Source organism: Actinomadura sp. NPDC000929, from assembly GCF_040492065.1.
Taxonomy (GTDB): domain Bacteria; phylum Actinomycetota; class Actinomycetes; order Streptosporangiales; family Streptosporangiaceae; genus Spirillospora; species Spirillospora verrucosospora.
The window spans coordinates 1-18122 of record NZ_JBEUPA010000070.1; the positions used below are offsets into that span (position 1 = coordinate 1).

Below are 18122 nucleotides of genomic sequence, written 5' to 3' on the forward strand. Positions count from 1 at the left end.
CCCGCCGCGGCCGGTCCCGCGCACCGTCCCGGCGATCGCCGCGCTGCGGGCCGCGGGCGCCGAGGACGAGCGCGTCTACGACGACCTGGTCGTGGTGGACGAGGTCGGCCGCTGCCTCGGCATCGTCCGGGTGGCCGACCTGATCCGGGCCATGTCGCGCTGAGACCGCCGCTGGGGCCCTAGACCGCCCCGGATGATCCCTTATGTGGATCAAGGCCGGAGAATCCCGTCACGGCCGTCTCCTGGGCGAGGATGGCCGCCTGGACCCGGCTGCCGAGCCCGAGCTTGGCGAGGATCCGGCTCACGTGCGTCTTGGTGGTCGTCTCGGCCATGGCGAGCCGGGCCGCGATCTGTCCGTTGGACAGCCCCTCCCCGAGGCAGGCGAACACCTCGCGCTCGCGCGGCGTCAGCTCCGCCAGCCCCGGCACCTCCGCCGGGGCGGCCGGCCGGGCCGCGAACGCGCCGATCAGCCGCCGGGTGACGCCCGGCGCGAGGACTCCCTCCCCCGCCGCGACCGTCCGCACCGCCTCCACCAGCCGGTCGGCGTCGACGTCCTTGAGCAGGAACCCGGCGGCGCCCGCGCGCAGCGCCCCGAACACGTACTCGTCCACGTCGAACGTCGTCAGCACCAGGACGGCGGTGAACCCGGCGATCCGCCGGGTGGCGGCGACGCCGTCCAGGCGGGGCATGCGGACGTCCATGAGCACCACGTCGGGCCGCAGCTCTTCGGCCAGCTCCACGGCCCGCGCCCCGTCGGCAGCCTCGCCGACCACCCGCACGTCCGGCGCGGCGCCGAGGATCAGCACCAGCCCCGCCCGCACCGCCGCCTGGTCGTCGGCGACCAGCACGTCGATCACGCCGTCCCGGCCGGCGCTCACGCCGCCCCGCCCAGCGAGTCGAGCGGCAGCTCGGCGTGCACCCGCCAGCGGCCGCCGTCCGGCCCGGCGGCGAACCTCCCGGCCAGCATCACGGCGCGCTCGCGCATCCCGACCAGCCCGCTGCCGGTGCCGGGCAGCCGGGAGCCGTCCCGGCCGAGCGGGCTCAGCACGTCGATCACCACGTGGCCGCCCGTGTACTCCACCCGCACGTCGGCGCGCCCCGACCCGGCGTGCTTCAGCGCGTTCGTCAGCGACTCCTGGACGATCCGGTAGGCGGCCAGCTCGACCGCCGCCGGCAGCTCCGGCGGCTCCCCGGCGACCTCCAGCCGCGCCGACAGGTCGGACCGCGCGGTGTGCCGGACGAGCCGGTCCAGCTCCGCCAGCCGCGGCCGGGCCGCCGGATCCGCGCCGTCGCCCTCGCGCAGCAGCCCGATCATCCGCCGCATCTCGGCGAGCCCCTGGACGCTGTTCTCCCGGATGACCTCCATCGCCCGGTCCACCCCCTCCCGGTCCAGGCCCCGCACCTTCAGCACGGCCGAGGAGTGCAGCGCCACCGCGCTCAGATGGTTGGCGATCACGTCGTGCAGCTCGCGGGCCATCCGGGCGCGCTCGGCGGTCACGGCGGCCCGCCGGTCCAGCTCGGCCAGCCGCGCCACCTGCTCGGCGCGCTCCCGCTCGGCCTCGGCGCGGGACCGGTGCTCGCGCACCGCCATCGCGGTCAGCACCGGCGTCACCCACACCACCCCGGCGACCGACGCGCCGAGCACGCCGACCGCGACGCCGCGCACCGCCGCCGCCGCGGCGACCGCCACCGCCGCGCTCCCCGCGAGCGTCGCCCCGAGCAGCCACTCCGCCGTCCGGCGCCGGCCGTACAGGCTCGCCGCGTACAGCGCGTCCCCGTAGATCATCGCGGTGGCGAGGCTCGGCCCGAACGCGACGTCGGCGACGTTGAACGGCGTCGCCAGGAGCAGGCCCGTGAGCGGGGCCGTCCGCCGCAGGAGCATCGTCGCGCACAGCCCGACCAGCGGGACGAGGCGCAGCCGGAACGAGGGGTCCCAGCCTGCGGACCACACGGTGTGCCCGTGCGCCGCCAGCACCACCAGGCCGCCCGCGAGCGCGGCGGCGGCCAGCAGCGCGTCCTGGCGGGTGGTGAGACGTCGGAGCCTGTGCACGGGTCCATCTCAGCATCCCGCCCGGGGTGTCTCGTCCGTCCGGGTGAGGAGCGCGCGTACATCCTTCGGACGACCCGCGGAACCTCATCGCAGACGACGATTCGCCCTCGCCCCCGGGCGGACGATGAGAATCCCGGCCGTCGAGAAGGGATTCCACGTGCTGCTAGCGGTGATCGCCGGATGCGAGATCGGCTTCTGGGTGCTCCTCGCCGCGGGCCTCCTCGCCCGCTACGCGCTGCGCCTGCGCCGCACCGGGGCGGTGCTCCTGCTGAGCGTCCCGCTGGTCGACCTGGTCCTGCTGGCCGCCACGGCGGCCGACCTGCGCGGCGGCGCGACCGCCGGCGGCGCCCACGGGCTGTCGGCCGCCTACCTCGGTTACTCGGTCGCGTTCGGCCACAGCATGGTCCGGTGGGCGGACGAGCGCTTCGCCCACCGCTTCGCCGGCGGCCCGCCGCCCACCCGCGGTCCGAGGTACGGGGCGGCGCGGGTCCGCCACGAGTGGCGCGAGTTCGGCAAGGCCGCGCTCGCCACGGCCATCGCCTGCGCCCTGCTCCTGGCGATGATCGCCCTGGTCGGCGACGCCGACCGCACGCGGGCCCTGGACGCCTGGCTGGGCCGCCTCGGGTTCGTCCTGGCGGTCTGGGCCCTGTGGCCCGTCACGACCACCCTCTGGCCGCCCAGGCCGCGGGACGGCGCCGCCCGGGACGCGTGAGGCCGCGTCCCGGGTGGGACGCGGCCTCAGGGCGCGGCGCGGGTCAGACGTTGAAGCCGAGGGCGCGGAGCTGGTCGCGGCCCTCGTCGGTGATCTTGTCGGGGCCCCACGGCGGGAGCCAGACCCAGTTGATCTTGACGTCCTTGGCCAGGCCCTCCAGCGCGCTGTGGGCCTGGTCCTCGATCACGTCGGTGAGCGGGCAGGCGGCGCTGGTGAGCGTCATGTCCAGGGTCGCGACCTCGTCGGTCAGGTCGACGCCGTACACCAGGCCGAGGTCGACCACGTTGATGCCGAGCTCGGGGTCGACGACGTCCTTGAGGGCCTCCAGGATCTCCTCCTCCTGGGGGGAGGCGGCGGTCGCGGGAGCCTCGGCGTCGGGCGCCTCCTGGGCGGGCGTGTCGGTCGCGGGCGTGTCGGTCATGATGCCTCTCCGAGTGCGCGGGCGGTCGCGTCCTTCCACGCCATCCAGGCGAGCAGGGCGCATTTGATCCGGGCGGGGTACTTCGAGACCCCGGCGAAGGCGACGGCGTCCTCCAGGACGTCCTCGTCGGGCGCGACGTCCTGGCCGCGGGACTGCATCAGCGCCAGGAACTCCTCGCCGACCGCCATCCCCTCCTTGACGGACTTGCCGATCAGCAGGTCGGACATCACCGATGCGCTGGCCTGGCTGATCGAGCAGCCCATGGCGTCGTAGGACACGTCGGCGACCGTGGCGTCCTGACCCTCGCCCTCCAGGTGGACGCGCAGCGTCACCTCGTCGCCGCACGTGGGGTTGACGTGGTGCGCCTCCCCCTCGAACGGCTCCCGCAGCCCCTTGTGCAGGGGGTTGCGGTAGTGGTCCAGGATGACCTCCTGGTACATCGCCTCCAGCTGCATGGCGTCCTTTCCAAGCCTTTCTCGCTACAACCCGGGCGTGGCAGGGCGTGTTCCTCAGGCGGTGCCGAAGAACTTCTGCGCCTGCCTTACCCCGTCGGCGAGCGCGTCCACGTCGCCGAGGGTGTTGTAGAGGTAGAACGTCGCGCGGGTGGTCGCCGGGATGCCGAAGCGGCGGCAGATCGGCCACGCGCAGTGGTGGCCGACGCGGACCTCGACGCCCAGCTCGTCCAGGACCTGCCCGACGTCGTGCGGGTGGATGCCGTCGACGGTGAACGAGACGGCGCCGCCGCGGGCCTCGGTGGTGCCGGGGCCGATGACGCGGACGCCGGAGATCTCGCCGAGACGCTCCAGCGAGTAGCCGACCAGGGCCTCCTCGTGGGCGTGCACGCGGTCCATGCCGAGATCGGCGAGGTAGTCGCAGGCCACGCCCAGCCCGACCGCCTGCGCGGTCATCGGCACGCCCGCCTCGAACCGCTGCGGCGGCGGCATGAACGTGGTCTCCTCCATGTGGACGACCTCGATCATGGAGCCGCCGGTGATGAACGGCGGCATGGCCGCGAGCAGCTCGCCGCGCCCCCACAGCACGCCGATGCCGGTCGGGCCGAGCATCTTGTGCCCGGAGAACACCAGGAAGTCGGCGCCGAGCCGGGCCACGTCCACGGGCTGGTGCGGCACCGACTGCGCGGCGTCCAGCAGGACGAGCGCGCCGACGGCGTGGGCACGCTCCACGATCCGCTCGATCGGCGGAACGGTCCCGAGGACGTTCGACTGGTGCGTCAGCGCGACGATCTTCGTGCGCTCGTTGACGATGCCGTCGAGGTCGTCCAGGTCGAGGCGGCCCTCGTCGGTGATGCCGAACCAGCGCAGGGTCGCGCCCGTCCGCCGGCAGAGCTGCTGCCACGGGACGAGGTTGGCGTGGTGCTCCATCTCCGAGACCACGATCTCGTCGCCGGGGCCGACGGCGAACCGCTCGGCCTCCGGGCCGGCGGTGGCCGCGTTGCTCATCGCGTAGGCGACCAGGTTGATGCCCTCGGTGGCGTTCTTCGTGAACACGATCTCGGAGGGCGCGGCGCCGACGAACCGGGCGATCGAGGCGCGGGCGTTCTCGTAGGCCTCCGTCGCCTCCTCGGCGAGCAGGTGGGCCCCGCGGTGCGGCGCCGCGTTGTGCCGCTCGTAGAACTCCCGCTCCGCGTCCAGCACCCGGAGGGGCTTCTGCGACGTCGCCCCCGAGTCGAGGTACACCAGCGGGCGCCCGCCGCGGACCGTGCGCTGCAGCAGCGGGAAGTCCTTCTTCAGCTCCTCGGGCAGAAGGCTCCCTGTTCCGCTCATAGGGACGCGCCCGCCTTCACGTACTTCTCGTAGCCCTCGTTCTCCAGCTCGTCGGCCAGCTCGGGCCCGCCCTCGGCGACGACGCGGCCGGCGGCGAACACGTGCACGAAGTCGGGCTTCACGTAGCGCAGGATGCGCGTGTAGTGCGTGATGAGCAGGACGCCGGTGTCGCCGGAGGCGAACCGGTTGACGCCCTCGGAGACGACCTTCAGCGCGTCGACGTCAAGGCCGGAGTCGGTCTCGTCCAGCACGGCGACCTTCGGCTTCAGCATCTCCAGCTGGAGGATCTCGTGCCGCTTCTTCTCGCCGCCGGAGAAGCCCTCGTTCAGGCTGCGCTGCGCGAACGCCGGGTCGATGGACAGGGCGTCCATCGCGGCCTTCATCTCCTTGGAGAACTCGCGCAGCTTCGGGGCCTCGCCGCGCACGGCGGTGACGGCCGAGCGCAGGAAGTTGGACACCGAGACGCCGGGCACCTCGACCGGGTACTGCATCGCCAGGAACAGCCCGGCGCGGGCGCGCTCGTCGACCGACATGGCCAGGACGTCCTCGCCGTCGAGCGTGACGGAGCCGGACGTCACCTCGTACTTCGGGTGGCCGGCGACCGCGTAGGCCAGGGTGGACTTGCCGGAGCCGTTCGGCCCCATGATGGCGTGGGTCTCGCCGGCCTTCACGGTCAGGTCGACCCCGCGCAGGATCTCCTTCGCGCCGTCGGAGCCGTCGCCGACGGAGACGTGGAGGTCGCGGATCTCAAGCGTGGCCATAGTGCGTGTAGTCCTTCGTCGTGCGGTCAGTCGTCGCCGGCGAGCGAGACGTAGACCTCGCCGTCCTCGACCCTGACCTTGTAGGTGGCGACCGGCTGCGTGGCCGGCGGGTTGGTGGGCTTGCCGCTGCGCAGGTCGAAGCAGGATCCGTGCAGCCAGCACTCGATGGTGCCGTTGTAGACCTCGCCCTCGGAGAGCGAGACCTCGGCGTGCGAGCAGATGTCGTTCAGAGCGAACACGTCGGCACCGCTCCGCGCGACGACGACGGGCGTGCCGTCGACCTCGACGCCGAGCGCGCCGTCGGCGGGGACCTCGTCCAGCGCGCACACCTTCACGTAGGTCACCTGGCCGCTCCCCGGTCCAGTTCCGCCTCGATCGCCTCGCGCACCTTCTCGCGCACCTCGGCGACCTCGATGCGCTCCACGAGCTGGCCGAGGAACCCCCGGACCACCATGCGGCGCGCATCGTCGAAGGAGATGCCCCGCGCCTGGAGGTAGAACAGGTGCTCGTCGTCCAGCCGGCCGGAAGCCGAGGCGTGCCCCGCGCCGGCGACCTCGCCGGTGAGGATCTCCAGGTTCGGCACGGAGTCGACCCGCGTCCCGTCGGTGAGGACGAGGTTGCGGTTCAGCTCGTAGGTGTCGGTGCCCTCCGCCTCCGCGCGGATGATCACGTCGCCGATCCAGACGGCGTGCGCGTCCCGGTCCTGCAGGGCGCCGCGGTAGTCGACGCGGCTGCGGCAGTGCGGGACGGCGTGGTCGACCAGGAGGCGGTGCTCCAGGTGCTGGCCGCCGTCGACGAAGTACACCCCGTACAGCTCCGCGTCGCCGCCGGGCCCCTCGTAGGCGACGGACGGGGAGATCCGCACCACGTCGCCGCCGAGCGAGACGTTGTGCGAGAGGAACCGGGCGTCGCGGCCGAGCCGGGCGTGCTGGTGGGAGACGTGGACCCCGTCGTCGGCCCAGTCCTGGAGGCTGATCACCGACAGTCGGGCGCCGTCGCCGACGACGAACTCGACGTTGTCGGCGTAGGTCGCCGACCCCCGGTGCGCCAGCACGACGGTGGCCTCGGCGAACGGCTCCAGGACGATCGTGATGTGCCCGTAGGCGGCGGCCGAGGCGTCCTCGCCGCGCAGCCGCAGCACGGTCGGCACGGAGGCCGCGGTCTCCTTCGGGACGGTCACGACCGTGGCCTGGGCGAAGGAGGTCCACGCCTGGGCGCTGACCCGGTCGGTGGGGACGTAGGCCCTGCCGAGGCGCTCGTCGTCGCGGCCGACCGTCTCGACGGTCACCTCCGGCGCCGCCTCGACCTCCACCAGGACCTTGCCGCCCTCCTCGGCCGTGCCGTTGTGCAGGCCGCGCAGGCGGCGCAGCGGGGTGAACCGCCACTCCTCCTCGCGCCCCGTGGGCACGTCGAAGTCGGCGACGTCGTAGGACGCCTTCTCGTGCAGCGTCGAGAGAGGCTTCTGCTCGAGCCCCATCAGCCGACGGCTCCTTCCATCTGCAGCTCGATGAGCCGGTTCAGCTCCAGGGCGTACTCCATCGGCAGCTCGCGCGCGATCGGCTCGACGAACCCGCGCACGATCATCGCCATCGCCTCGTCCTCGGTGAGGCCGCGGCTCATCAGGTAGAACAGCTGCTGCTCGGAGACCTTGGAGACGGTCGCCTCGTGGCCCATCTCCACGTCGTCCTCGCGGACGTCGACGTAGGGGTAGGTGTCGGACCGGCTGATCTGGTCGACCAGCAGCGCGTCGCACTTGACCGTGGACTTGCTGTGCTCGGCGCCCTCCTGGATCTGCACCAGCCCGCGGTAGGACGTGCGGCCTCCGCCGCGCGCCACCGACTTGGAGATGATGCTGCTGGAGGTGTTCGGCGCGGCGTGCACCATCTTCGCGCCGGCGTCCTGGTGCTGGTCCTCGCCCGCGAAGGCGATCGACAGGGTCTCGCCCTTGGCGTGCTCGCCGAGCAGGTAGATCGCCGGGTACTTCATGGTGACCTTGGAGCCGATGTTGCCGTCGACCCACTCCATGGTGGCGCCCTCGTAGGCGACGGCGCGCTTGGTCACCAGGTTGTAGACGTTGTTGGACCAGTTCTGGATCGTCGTGTAGCGGACGCGGGCGTCCTTCTTCACGACGATCTCCACGACGGCCGAGTGCAGCGAGTCGGACTTGTAGATCGGAGCGGTGCAGCCCTCGACGTAGTGCACGTAGGAGCCCTCGTCCGCGATGATCAGCGTCCGCTCGAACTGGCCCATGTTCTCGGTGTTGATCCGGAAGTAGGCCTGGAGCGGGATCTCCACGTGCACGCCCGGCGGGACGTAGATGAACGAGCCGCCCGACCACACGGCGGTGTTGAGCGCGGCGAACTTGTTGTCGCCGACCGGGATCACCGAGCCGAAGTACTCCTGGAAGATCTCCGGGTGCTCGCGCAGGCCGGTGTCGGTGTCGACGAAGATGACGCCCTTCTCCTCAAGGTCCTCGCGGATCTTGTGGTAGACGACCTCCGACTCGTACTGGGCGGCGACGCCGGCGATGAGGCGCTGCTTCTCCGCCTCGGGGATGCCGAGCTTGTCGTAGGTGTTCTTGATGTCCTCGGGAAGCTCCTCCCAGGACGTGGCCTGCTGCTCGGTCGAGCGCACGAAGTACTTGATGTTCTCGAAGTCGATGCCCGTCAGGTCCGAGCCCCAGGTGGGCATCGGCTTCTTGCGGAACAGCCGCAGCCCCTTGAGGCGCAGGTCGAGCATCCACTCAGGCTCGTTCTTCTTGGCCGAGATGTCGCGGACGACATCCTCGTTCAGACCGCGCCGCGCCGAGGCGCCGGCGGCGTCCGAGTCGGCCCAGCCGAACTTGTACCTGTCGAGCCCTTCGAGCTCCGGGTGGGCTGCCGTAGTCATAGGGAGGTCCCTCCGGACTCCTCGTCACTGGTCAGATGCGTGCCGGCGGACGCCTCCGCGTCCGCCGTGTCCCCGCCAGGGGCGGCGTGCGCGGCGCGGACGCCGCCCTCGCCGGTCCCGCAGAGCGAGCGGGAACTGACGTGGGTGGTGCAGATGCCGTCGCCGTGCGCGATCGTGGCGAGCCGCTGCACGGGAGTGCCCAGCAGCCGGCTGAACGCCTCGGTCTCGGCCTCGCACAGCTGCGGGAACTCCGCGGCGACGTGCGCGACCGGGCAGTGGTGCTGGCACAACTGCTCGCCGCCGCCCGGCTGGGGCGCCTTGGCGGCGGCGGCCGCGTAGCCGTCCCCCGACAGGGCCTCGGCGAGCGTGCGGACCCGCTGGTGGGGCGGCGCGTCCTGCACGACGGGCCGGTACCGGCGCTCCAGGTCGGCGATCTGCCGCCGGGCGAACTCGGCGACCGCGTGGTCGCCGGCCGTCTCGGCGAGGAACCGCAGGGCGCTGGTGGCCAGGTCGTCGTAGGCGTGCACGAAGGCGCTGCGCCCGGCGTCGGTGATGGCGAACCACTTGGCGGGACGGCCCCGGCCGCGCCGGGACTGCGGCACCCGCGCCTGGCGGATCTCGATCATGCCCTCGGCCAGCAGCGCGTCCAGGTGCCGCCGGATCGCGGCCGGCGTGAGGCCGACGCGCTCCCCCAGCGTGGACGCGGTGACCGGGCCGTGTTCGAGGATCAGCCTGGCCACCCGGGCGCGGGTGTCGCGCTCGGGCTGGCCGGACGGCACGCCGACGGGGCGCACGGCGGCGCCCCCGGTGCTCGTCTGATCCTCGCCCACGTTTTTCACAACATCAGTGTGCCGTAATTACTTCCCGCGAAACACCGGAACGCCGATGTCGTAGCTCACGCAGGTAAGCCTTACCTAAGTCTGGTCATCCTCGCCGGAGGACGCCTCGCCCCCGCCCGCGCCGATCCCGCGCGGCAGCACCAGCACCGGGCACGGCGCGGCCCGCACGATCTTGCCGGAGCCCTCCCCGAGGAACACCTTGCGCAGCGGTCCGTGGCGGCCCGGCAGGCAGGCGACGATCTCCCCCGGCAGCATATCGACGGCGCCGAGCGTGGCGGCGACCCCGGTCCCGACCTCCGCGAGCCGCTCCACCGGCATCCCGTCCCCCAGGCGCGCCCCGAGCAGGCCCGCGGCCTCCCGCAGGTCCTCGTCGGCCTGGGCGACCTGGCGGTCCAGCGCGCCGCCGACGCCGCCGAACCTGGCCGCGACGGCGGCCGGGCGCAGCACCAGCGTCAGCAGCCGCATCGGCAGCCCCAGCTTCCGCGCGAGCGCCGCGGCGGCCAGCAGCGGGCCCTCGACGTCGCGGCGCGGCCAGAACGCCACGGTCATCCGCTCCAGCCGCCGCGCCGCGCGGTCGGGCCCCAGCGCCCGGTGGTGGCGCAGCGACTCGTCGGCGTACCCGCGCGGCGCCAGCAGGACCGGGACGGGCGAGTCGTGCAGGAGCTGGTCGGCGGTGCTGCCGATGGCGATCCGGCCGCGGCGGCCGCCCGGCGCCGAGCCGATGACGACGAGGTCGGCGCCCACCTCCCGGGCGACCTCGATGAGGCCGCGCCCGCTGCCCCGGTGCGCGCGCACCCGCAGGTCGAGGTCCGGCCGCGGCACCTGGAGCTCGGCGAGCCGCGCGGCGGCCCGGCCCAGCGCCTCCTCCGACTGGTGCCTGAGGTAGGCGACCCACTCGGCGTCCACCGAGGCGGGGCCGTGCGCGGGCCAGGCGGGTGGATGGACGTTGGCGACCGTCAGCGGCGCGAGCCGCCTCGACCGGTCCGCCGACCGGATCAGCGCGGCCAGGACGAGGGCGTCGTCGCCGCGCTCGTCGGGCGAGTACCCGACCACCACGCGCAGCCCGTCCGGGTCGCCTCCGCCGGAATCGACGCCGGCCGGTTCCATGCCTTTCGGTTCACTCATGCGGGCTCCCTCCGATGGGCCCTCCGTTCCCGGCGGCCAGGCGCGAGTGGCGCCGGCCGTACAGGAAGTAGCCGGCCAGGCCGACGGCGGTCCAGATCGCGAAGACGGTCCAGGTGACGCCACCGAGGCCGACCATCAGATACACGCACAGGGCGACGCCGGCCAGCGGCGTCACCGGGTACAGCGGCGCGCGGAAGCTGCGCGGCAGCTCCGGCCGGGTCCGGCGCAGGACGATCACGCCGACGCTGACCAGGGCGAACGCGAACAGCGTCCCGATACTGGTGGCGTCGACGAGCCGGCCGAGGGGGATCACCGCGGCGAGGACCGCGATGAACCCCGCCACGATGACGGTGTTGGCGACCGGGACGCGCCGCCGCGGGCTCACCTTCTGGAAGACGTGCGGGACGAGCCCGTCGCGCGACATCGCGAACAGGATGCGGGTCTGCCCGTACATGACGGTGAGCACGACGCTCGCGATGGCGATCACGGCGCCGAGGGACAGGACCACCGACGGCCACGTCCGCCCGCTCACCGAGTTCAGGACCTGCGCCAGGGAGGCCTCCGAGCCGCTGAGCGAGAACCGCGTCCAGTGCATGGCGCCGACCGCCGCGAGCCCGACCAGCACGTAGAGCGCCGTCACGACGGCCAGCGAGAGGATGATCGCCAGGGGCAGGTCGCGGCGCGGGTTCCTGGCCTCCTCCCCGGCGGTGGAGGCGGCGTCGAAGCCGATGTAGGAGAAGAACACCTTGGAGCCCGCCGCGCTGATGCCCGCCCAACCCATCGGCGCGAACGGGGACATGTTGCCCGACCGGAACGCCGTGAAGGCGATCGCGCAGAAGAACAGCAGCACGCCGATCTTGAGGAAGACCATGACCGTGTTCGCGGCGGCGCTCTCGGAGGTGCCGCGCAGCAGCAGCGCCGTGGCGAACAGCACCACGATCACCGCGGGGACGTTGACGAGGCCGCCCTCCCCCGGCGGGTTGCTGATCTGCGCCGGGATCGTGAAGCCCGCGGCGCCGTCGAGGAAGGCGTTGAGGTAGGAGCCCCAGCCGACCGCCACGGCCGACACCGACACGGCGTACTCCAGCAGCAGGCACCAGCCGCAGACCCAGGCGACGAGCTCGCCCAGCGTCGCGTACGCGTAGGAGTAGGACGAGCCGGAGACGGGGATCGTCCCGGCCAGCTCGGCGTACGACAGCGCCGAGAACAGGGCGGTGACGGCGGCGAGGACGAACGACAGCACGACCGCGGGCCCGGCCAGCGGGACCGCCTCGCCGAGGACGACGAAGATGCCGGTGCCGAGGGTCGCGCCGACGCTGAACAGGGTGAGCTGCAGCAGGCTCATCGTGCGCCTCAGCTCGCCGCCCTCGCCGTGCCCGCCCTCGGCGACGATCAGGTCGACGGGCTTGGTCCGCAGCAGGCTCCGCGCGAAGGTCTGCGGCGCGGTCCCGGTGCTCACAGCGTGCTCGCCAGCGGCCACGTGGCGTTGGGGGTGACGATCGTCCCCGCGGTCCCCTCCAGGATGCGCTCGCACTGGTCGAGCGTCCCGATCGCGGCCATGTCGCCCGTCCGCTCGACGAAGCTCACAGCCGCCTCGACCTTCGGGCCCATCGACCCGGCCGGGAAGTCCTCGCCGCGCAGCTCGTACGGCGTCGTGTGGGCGATCTCCTGCGCGTCCGGCGTGCCGAAGCCGCGCATCACGCGGGGCACGTCGGTGAGGATGAGCAGCGCGTCGGCGTCCATGCTCTCGGCGAGGACGGCCGCGGTGAGGTCCTTGTCGACCACCGCCTCGACGCCCTCCAGGCGCCCCACGTCGTTGCGGAAGACCGGGATGCCGCCGCCGCCCGCGCACACCACCACCGTGCCGAGCCGGACCAGCTCCCTGATCAGCCGCGTCTCGATCACCCGCTGCGGCCGCGGGGAGGGCACCACGCGGCGCCAGCGGTCCCCGTCGGGCCGGACGGTCCAGCCGTACTCGGCGGCGAGCTTCTCGGCCTCCTCCCGCTCGTAGACCTGGCCGACGAACTTGGTGGGGTTCTCGAACGCCGGGTCCACCGCCGACACCAGCGTCTGGTTGATCATCGCCATCACCTGGCGGCCGGGCAGCGCGTTCTGCAGCGACTGGAGCATCCAGTAGCCGATCATGCCCTGGGTCTCGGCGCCGATCGTGTCCAGCGGGTAGGGCCGGGTCAGGTTCGGGTCGTTGACGCTCTCCAGCGCCAGCACCCCCACCTGCGGCCCGTTCCCGTGCGTGATGATCAGCTCGTGCCGCTCGGCCAGCGGCGCCAGCGACCGCACGGCCCGGTCGACGTTGCCGCGCTGGAGCTCGGCGTCGGGCGTCTCCCCCCGCTTGACCAGCGCGTTCCCTCCGAGCGCGACGACCACGCGCATGCGTCCTCCCCCTCCCCGGCGGTCCCGGCTCAGCCGAGCGTCGCCACCATGACCGCCTTGATCGTGTGCATCCGGTTCTCGGCCTCGTCGAAGACGACGGACGCCTCGGACTCGAACACCTCGTCGGTGACCTCGAGGGCGTCCAGGCCGGTCCTGCGGTAGATCTCCTCGCCCACGGCGGTCCCCCGGTCGTGGAAGGCCGGCAGGCAGTGCATGAACCTGGCGGCGGGGTTGCCGGTGGCGCGCATGACCTCGGCGTTGACCTGGTAGGGCGTGAGCAGCGCGATCCGCTCGTCCCACACCTCCGCCGGCTCGCCCATCGACACCCACACGTCGGTGATGACGAAGTCGGCGCCGCGCACGCCGTCCGCGACGTCCTCGGTGAGGGTGATGCGCGCGCCCGTCCCTGCCGCGACCGCGCGGGACGGCCCGAGGACCGCCTCCTCGTCGGGCCAGAGGGCGCGGGGGGCGACGATGCGGACGTCCATGCCGAGCAGCGCCCCGGCCGCCACGTAGGAGTGCCCCATGTTGTTGCGCGCGTCGCCCAGGTACGCGTAGGCGACCTGGTGCAGCGGCCTGCCCCTGTGCTCGCGCATGGTGAGCATGTCGGCGAGCATCTGCGTCGGGTGCCACTCGTCGGTCAGGCCGTTCCACACCGGGACGCCCGCGTGCTCGGCCAGTTCCTCGACGCGCCGCTGGGCGGAGCCCCGGTACTCGATGCCGTCGTACATCCGCCCGAGGACGCGCGCCGTGTCCTTGATCGATTCTTTGTGGCCGATCTGCGTCCCGCCGGGGTCGAGGTAGGTGACGTGGGCGCCCTGGTCGTGCGCGGCGACCTCGAACGCGCAGCGGGTGCGGGTGGAGGGCTTCTCGAAGACGAGCGCGATGTTCCTGCCCGCCAGCGCCCGCGTCTCCGTCCCGCCGCGCTTGGCGGCCTTCAGGTCGGCCGCCAGGTCGATGAGGTACGCGAACTCCTCCGGCGTGAAGTCGAGCTCCCTGAGCAGGCTGCGCCCGCGCAGATCGGGCGCCATCAGGCGTCCCGGACGAGCGGGCAGCTCATGCAGCGCGGCCCCCCGCGGCCCCGGCCGAGCTCGCTTCCCCGGATCGTGATGACCTCGACGCCGTTGCGGGCGAGGTGGTTGTTGCTCGTGGCGTTGCGCTCGTAGGCGATCACCACGCCGGGCGCGACGGCCAGGACGTTCGCGCCGTCGTCCCACTGCTCGCGCTCGGCGGCGAACACGTCCTGGGTCGGGGAGAGCACCTTGATGTCGTCCAGCCCGAGCGCGGCGGCGACGGCCCGGTGCATGTCCTCCGCCGGATGATCCGTGATCTTGAGTTCCTTCTCGTTGTCGCCGGGCTCCACGGTGTGGGACGGCAGCATGCCCATCCCCCCGTACTTGGTGAACACGCCGTGGTCGACCATCGTCATGACCGTGTCCAGGTGCATGAACGCCCGCTTGCGCGGCATCCGCAGGGCGACGATCCGGTCGCAGGACCCCGCGGCGAACAGCGACTGGGCCAGCATCTCCACGGCCTGCGGCTGCGTGCGCTCGCTCATCCCGACCAGCACACCGCCGTTGCCGAGGACGAGCACGTCGCCGCCCTCCAGCGTCGCCGGCGCCATCGCGGTGCCGCGGTTCCACACGTGGTAGCCGCCCTCGGCGGGCCGGTCGTACCCGGCCGCGAACAGCGGATGCCAGCGGTAGATCGCCTCCATGTTCACCGTCTCGCGCATCCGGGCCTTCATGCGCATCGTGTTGATCGAGACGCCGTCGTAGATCCAGCAGGACGTGTCGCGGGTGAACAGGTGGTTGGGCAGCGGCGGCAGGACGAACCCGTCCATGCCGATCGAGTGGAACGCGATCGACGCCGGCTCGGGCATCCGCTCCAGCATCTCCCGCTTGGTGATGCCCCCGATCAGGAACGCGGCCAGCTCCGCGACGTCCATGGCGTCGAAGCAGTTGCGGATGGCGTCGGTGGCCAGCGGGCCGAACCAGTGCGGGTCGACCACCCGGTCGAGGATGTGCCGGCGCGCCTCGGGGATCGTGACGGTCTCGCCCAGCAGGTCGATCAGCAGGTGCGTGCGCACGCCCTGGGCGCGCAGGACGTCCTCGAACTCCTCGTGCTCCTCCACCGCCCGCCTGACCCACAGCACGTCGTCGAACAGCAGCCCGGCTGCGTTGGAGGGGGTGAGCCGCTTGAGCGACAGCTCGGGCCGGTGCAGCAGCACCTCGCGGAGCCGCCCGACCTCCGAATCGACGCGGAACGCCATCCCCACCTCCCCGGAGCACGGCCACGGCGCCGCGACTCCCCCAGATCGCGGATTCCCCGGGGCGCGGCGGCGAAACTAGATCGACTTCCACCGGCCGGCTTTACCGCGAGTTCACGCTGGGAGGGCCGGGACCGGGCGCGGAGCTGTCGCGCCCCGGACCTAAACTCGTCACCATGACACCCCCCGGAGACGGCGCGGTCGAACTGCGCTCCCTCGCCAAGCGCTACGGCGCGGTGACGGCCGTGGACGGCCTGTCGCTCAGCGCCGCCCGGGGCGCGGTCACCGCGCTGCTCGGCCCGAACGGCGCCGGCAAGACCACCACCATCGAGATCTGCGAGGGGTTCCGGCGGGCCGACGCGGGCACCGTCCGCGTCCTCGGGCTGGACCCCGCCGCCGACGGGCGCGCCCTGCGCCCGCGGGTCGGGGTGATGCCGCAGTCCGGCGGCGTGCCGGGCACCGCCCGGGCCGGCGAGTTCCTGCGGCTCGTCGCCTCGTTCCACACCGCGCCGCTCGACGCCTCCGCCCTGCTGGAGCGGCTCGGCCTCACCACGCACGCCCGCACCCCGTTCCGGCGCATGTCGGGCGGGCAGCAGCAGCGGCTCTCCCTCGCCGTCGCCGTGGTCGGGCGGCCCGAGCTGGTCTTCCTCGACGAGCCCACCACCGGGCTCGACCCGCAGGCCAGGCACGCCACCTGGGAGCTGATCGGCGAGCTGCGCGCGGCCGGGGTGTCGGTCGTGCTCACCACGCACAACATGGAGGAGGCCGAGCGCCTCTCCGACCACGTCGTGATCGTCGACGGCGGCAGGGTCGTCGCGCAGGGCGCCCCCGAGGAGCTGACCGGCGCCGAGCGCCAGCTGCGCTTCCGCGCCCGTCCCGGCCTCGGCCTGGAGGAGCTGCTCGCGGCCCTGCCCGCCGGGAGCGCCGCCAAGGAGTCGCCGGCCGGGCACTACCTGATCGAGGCCGACGTCCGGCCCGAGCTGCTGGCCACGGTCACCGCCTGGTGCGCCTCGCACGGCGTCATGACCGAGGACCTGCGGATCGAGCGGCGCACGCTGGAGGACGTCTTCCTGGAACTCACCGGACGGGAGCTGCGCTCGTGACCGCCCCACTGGACCTCGCCCCCGCGCCGGGCGCCGCGCCGCTGCCGCGGATGATCCTCTCCCAGGCGGGCTACGAGTTCCGCGCCGTGCTGCGCAACGGCGAGCAGCTGCTGCTCACGCTGATCATCCCGGTGGTGCTGCTCGCGCTGTTCAGCGCCACCGACCTCGTCGATCTCGGCGCGGGCCGCCGCGTCGACTTCCTCGCCCCGGGCGTCCTCGCCCTCGCGGTGATGTCCACCGCGTTCACCGGCCAGGCCATCGGCACCGGCTTCGAGCGGCGCTACGGCGTCCTCAAGCGGCTCGGCGCGACCCCGCTGCCGCGCGGCGGGCTCATCGCCGCCAAGACGCTCAGCGTGGTCGCGGTCGAGGCCGTGCAGGCCGCGGTCGTCTGCGCGGTGGCGCTGGCGCTCGGCTGGCACCCGCACGGCGACCCCGCCTCGGTGGTCGTCCTGCTGGCGCTCGGCACCGCCGCGTTCAGCGGGTTCGGGCTGCTCATGGCCGGGACGCTGCGCGCCGAGGCCACCCTCGCCGCCGCCAACCTCGTCTACATCCTGCTGCTGGCCCTCGGCGGCGTCGTCTTCCCGCTCGACCGCTTCCCCGGTGGGGTGCGGTCCGCCCTGGAGCTGCTGCCGATCTCGGCGCTCTCCGAGGGGCTGCGCCAGGTCCTCCAGCACGGCGCCGCCTTCCCCGGCAAGCCGCTGGCGGTCCTCGCCGTGTGGGCCGCCGCCGGCCTCGTCCTGGCCGCCCGCTTCTTCAGGTGGGAGTAGCCATGGCCCTCTCCGAAGCTCCCGGTTCGTTCGGCGGCGCGTCCCGGCCCGCCCGGCCCGCCTGGGCACGGGCGCTGCCGGCGCGGAGGCTGTCGCTCGGGTCGGTGCCGCCGCCCGCGCTGATCCTGATGGGCATCATCTCCCTCCAGGTCGGCGCGGGCCTGGCCAAGCACATGTTCGACCGGCTGCCGCCGAGCGCCATCGTGACGATGCGGCTGCTGACCTCGGCGGTCGTGCTGGGGTTCCTGACCCGCAAGGCGCTGCGGACCGTCCTGCGCGACCACTCGCGCTCCAGCCTCGCGATCGCCGCGGGCTTCGGGCTGGCGCTGGCGCTGATGAACTACTCGATCTACCAGTCGTTCTCGCGGATCCCGCTGGGCGTCGCCGTCACGATCGAGTTCCTCGGGCCGCTCCTGGTCTCGATCATCGCCTCCCGGCGCCCCCGCGACGCGCTGTGGGTGGTGCTGGCGGGGGCCGGCGTCGTCCTGCTCGCCCGGGGAGGCAGCGGCGCCCTCGACCCGGTCGGCATCGCGTTCGCGCTGCTGGCGGGGGCGTGCTGGGCGGGCTACATCGTCCTCACCGCCGCGACCGGCCAGCGGTTCCCCGGCTCCACCGGCCTCGCGCTCGCCAGCGTCGTCGGGACCGTGGCGATCCTTCCGCTCGGCGTGGCGTCCGCGGGCACCGCCCTGCTGGACCCGCGCCTGCTGCTGATCGGCCTCGGCGTGGGGCTGCTGTCGTCGGTGATCCCGTACTCGCTCGAGCTGGAGGCGCTGCGGCGGATGCCCGCCCGCGTCTTCGGGATCCTCATGAGCCTGGAGCCCGCCGTGGCGGCGCTCGTCGGGGTGGCGCTGCTCGGCGAGATCCTCACGGCGCGCCAGTGGGTGGCGATCTGCTGCGTGATCGTCGCGTGCGCGGGCGCGACCCGGAGCCAGAAGGAGCCGCCCGAGGCGCCGGAGGCCTGAGCGGTGGCGGCCCCGTGTGGCAGCGTGGAAGGATCGGGACGTCGCGATC

The 18122-nt window shown here is 73.2% G+C and carries 19 protein-coding genes; 4 read left to right on the forward strand and 15 right to left on the reverse strand.

The genetic code is table 11. The features are described 5' to 3' along the window. Window positions 1-179: 179 nt before the first annotated feature. On the reverse strand, window positions 180-857 hold the full coding sequence (locus ABWI04_RS23300) for a response regulator (protein WP_345181227.1): 678 nt from the start codon (window positions 855-857) through the stop codon (window positions 180-182). A gap of 17 nt (window positions 858-874) precedes the next feature. Beyond that, complete coding sequence (locus ABWI04_RS23305) at window positions 875-2050, reverse strand: sensor histidine kinase (protein WP_353833766.1); 1176 nt, start codon at window positions 2048-2050, stop codon at window positions 875-877. A gap of 157 nt (window positions 2051-2207) precedes the next feature. On the opposite strand from ABWI04_RS23305, the gene ABWI04_RS23310 reads away from it, so the two are divergent. Next, a complete protein-coding gene (locus ABWI04_RS23310; RefSeq protein ID WP_345181074.1) occupies window positions 2208-2762 on the forward strand; it encodes a hypothetical protein in 555 nt (184 codons plus the stop codon). A 43-nt stretch (window positions 2763-2805) separates the two neighbouring features. Here ABWI04_RS23310 and ABWI04_RS23315 read toward each other — a convergent pair whose 3' ends face one another. From ABWI04_RS23315 to ABWI04_RS23375, 13 genes are all read right to left on the reverse strand, one after another. Beyond that, window positions 2806-3183, reverse strand: a complete 378-nt coding sequence (locus tag ABWI04_RS23315; RefSeq protein WP_345181073.1) for a metal-sulfur cluster assembly factor — start codon at window positions 3181-3183, stop codon at window positions 2806-2808. Next, window positions 3180-3638, reverse strand: a complete 459-nt coding sequence (gene sufU / locus ABWI04_RS23320) for a Fe-S cluster assembly sulfur transfer protein SufU (RefSeq protein ID WP_345181070.1) — start codon at window positions 3636-3638, stop codon at window positions 3180-3182. Before sufU ends, ABWI04_RS23315 begins: the two co-directional genes overlap by 4 nt. Window positions 3639-3692: 54 nt before the next feature. Next, on the reverse strand, window positions 3693-4967 hold the full coding sequence (locus ABWI04_RS23325) for a cysteine desulfurase (RefSeq protein WP_345181067.1): 1275 nt from the start codon (window positions 4965-4967) through the stop codon (window positions 3693-3695). Further along, window positions 4964-5728, reverse strand: coding sequence for a Fe-S cluster assembly ATPase SufC (sufC, locus tag ABWI04_RS23330; RefSeq protein WP_179835235.1), 765 nt, complete (start codon window positions 5726-5728; stop codon window positions 4964-4966). Before sufC ends, ABWI04_RS23325 begins: the two co-directional genes overlap by 4 nt. A gap of 26 nt (window positions 5729-5754) precedes the next feature. Further along, window positions 5755-6072: a non-heme iron oxygenase ferredoxin subunit gene (locus ABWI04_RS23335; RefSeq protein WP_345181060.1), complete on the reverse strand. Its 318-nt coding sequence runs from the start codon at window positions 6070-6072 to the stop codon at window positions 5755-5757. After that, window positions 6069-7205, reverse strand: coding sequence for a Fe-S cluster assembly protein SufD (sufD, locus tag ABWI04_RS23340; RefSeq protein ID WP_353833767.1), 1137 nt, complete (start codon window positions 7203-7205; stop codon window positions 6069-6071). Before sufD ends, ABWI04_RS23335 begins: the two co-directional genes overlap by 4 nt. Next, window positions 7205-8617 (reverse strand): Fe-S cluster assembly protein SufB, encoded by a 1413-nt coding sequence (sufB, locus tag ABWI04_RS23345; protein ID WP_345181055.1) that lies wholly within the window; start codon window positions 8615-8617, stop codon window positions 7205-7207. The genes sufD and sufB overlap by 1 nt, the downstream gene beginning before the upstream one ends. Then, window positions 8614-9447, reverse strand: coding sequence for a helix-turn-helix transcriptional regulator (locus ABWI04_RS23350; RefSeq protein WP_502913152.1), 834 nt, complete (start codon window positions 9445-9447; stop codon window positions 8614-8616). Before ABWI04_RS23350 ends, sufB begins: the two co-directional genes overlap by 4 nt. Window positions 9448-9531: 84 nt before the next feature. Next, window positions 9532-10581 (reverse strand): universal stress protein, encoded by a 1050-nt coding sequence (locus ABWI04_RS23355; protein WP_353833768.1) that lies wholly within the window; start codon window positions 10579-10581, stop codon window positions 9532-9534. Continuing rightward, a complete protein-coding gene (locus tag ABWI04_RS23360) occupies window positions 10574-12040 on the reverse strand; it encodes an amino acid permease (RefSeq protein WP_353833769.1) in 1467 nt (488 codons plus the stop codon). Before ABWI04_RS23360 ends, ABWI04_RS23355 begins: the two co-directional genes overlap by 8 nt. Further along, entirely contained in the window at window positions 12037-12972 is a 936-nt protein-coding gene (gene arcC, locus ABWI04_RS23365; protein WP_345181048.1) for a carbamate kinase, read from the reverse strand. The genes ABWI04_RS23360 and arcC overlap by 4 nt, the downstream gene beginning before the upstream one ends. A gap of 29 nt (window positions 12973-13001) precedes the next feature. Further along, a complete protein-coding gene (gene argF, locus ABWI04_RS23370) occupies window positions 13002-14003 on the reverse strand; it encodes an ornithine carbamoyltransferase (protein ID WP_353833770.1) in 1002 nt (333 codons plus the stop codon). Further along, the gene (locus tag ABWI04_RS23375; RefSeq protein ID WP_353833771.1) at window positions 14003-15244 is read right to left on the reverse strand and encodes an arginine deiminase; all 1242 of its coding nucleotides are present in this window, start codon (window positions 15242-15244) and stop codon (window positions 14003-14005) included. Before ABWI04_RS23375 ends, argF begins: the two co-directional genes overlap by 1 nt. A 173-nt stretch (window positions 15245-15417) precedes the next feature. On the opposite strand from ABWI04_RS23375, the gene ABWI04_RS23380 reads away from it, so the two are divergent. The 3 genes from ABWI04_RS23380 to ABWI04_RS23390 are packed head-to-tail and all read left to right on the forward strand — an operon-like array spanning window position 15418 to window position 18073. Next, window positions 15418-16344: an ABC transporter ATP-binding protein gene (locus ABWI04_RS23380; RefSeq protein WP_353833772.1), complete on the forward strand. Its 927-nt coding sequence runs from the start codon at window positions 15418-15420 to the stop codon at window positions 16342-16344. Between the two features lie 50 nt (window positions 16345-16394). Next, the gene (locus tag ABWI04_RS23385) at window positions 16395-17111 is read left to right on the forward strand and encodes an ABC transporter permease (RefSeq protein WP_345181222.1); all 717 of its coding nucleotides are present in this window, start codon (window positions 16395-16397) and stop codon (window positions 17109-17111) included. 2 nt (window positions 17112-17113) lie between these two features. Beyond that, window positions 17114-18073 carry an EamA family transporter gene (locus tag ABWI04_RS23390; protein ID WP_353833773.1) on the forward strand — a complete coding sequence of 320 codons (960 nt, stop codon included), beginning with the start codon at window positions 17114-17116 and terminating at the stop codon, window positions 18071-18073. Window positions 18074-18122: the final 49 nt, after the last annotated feature.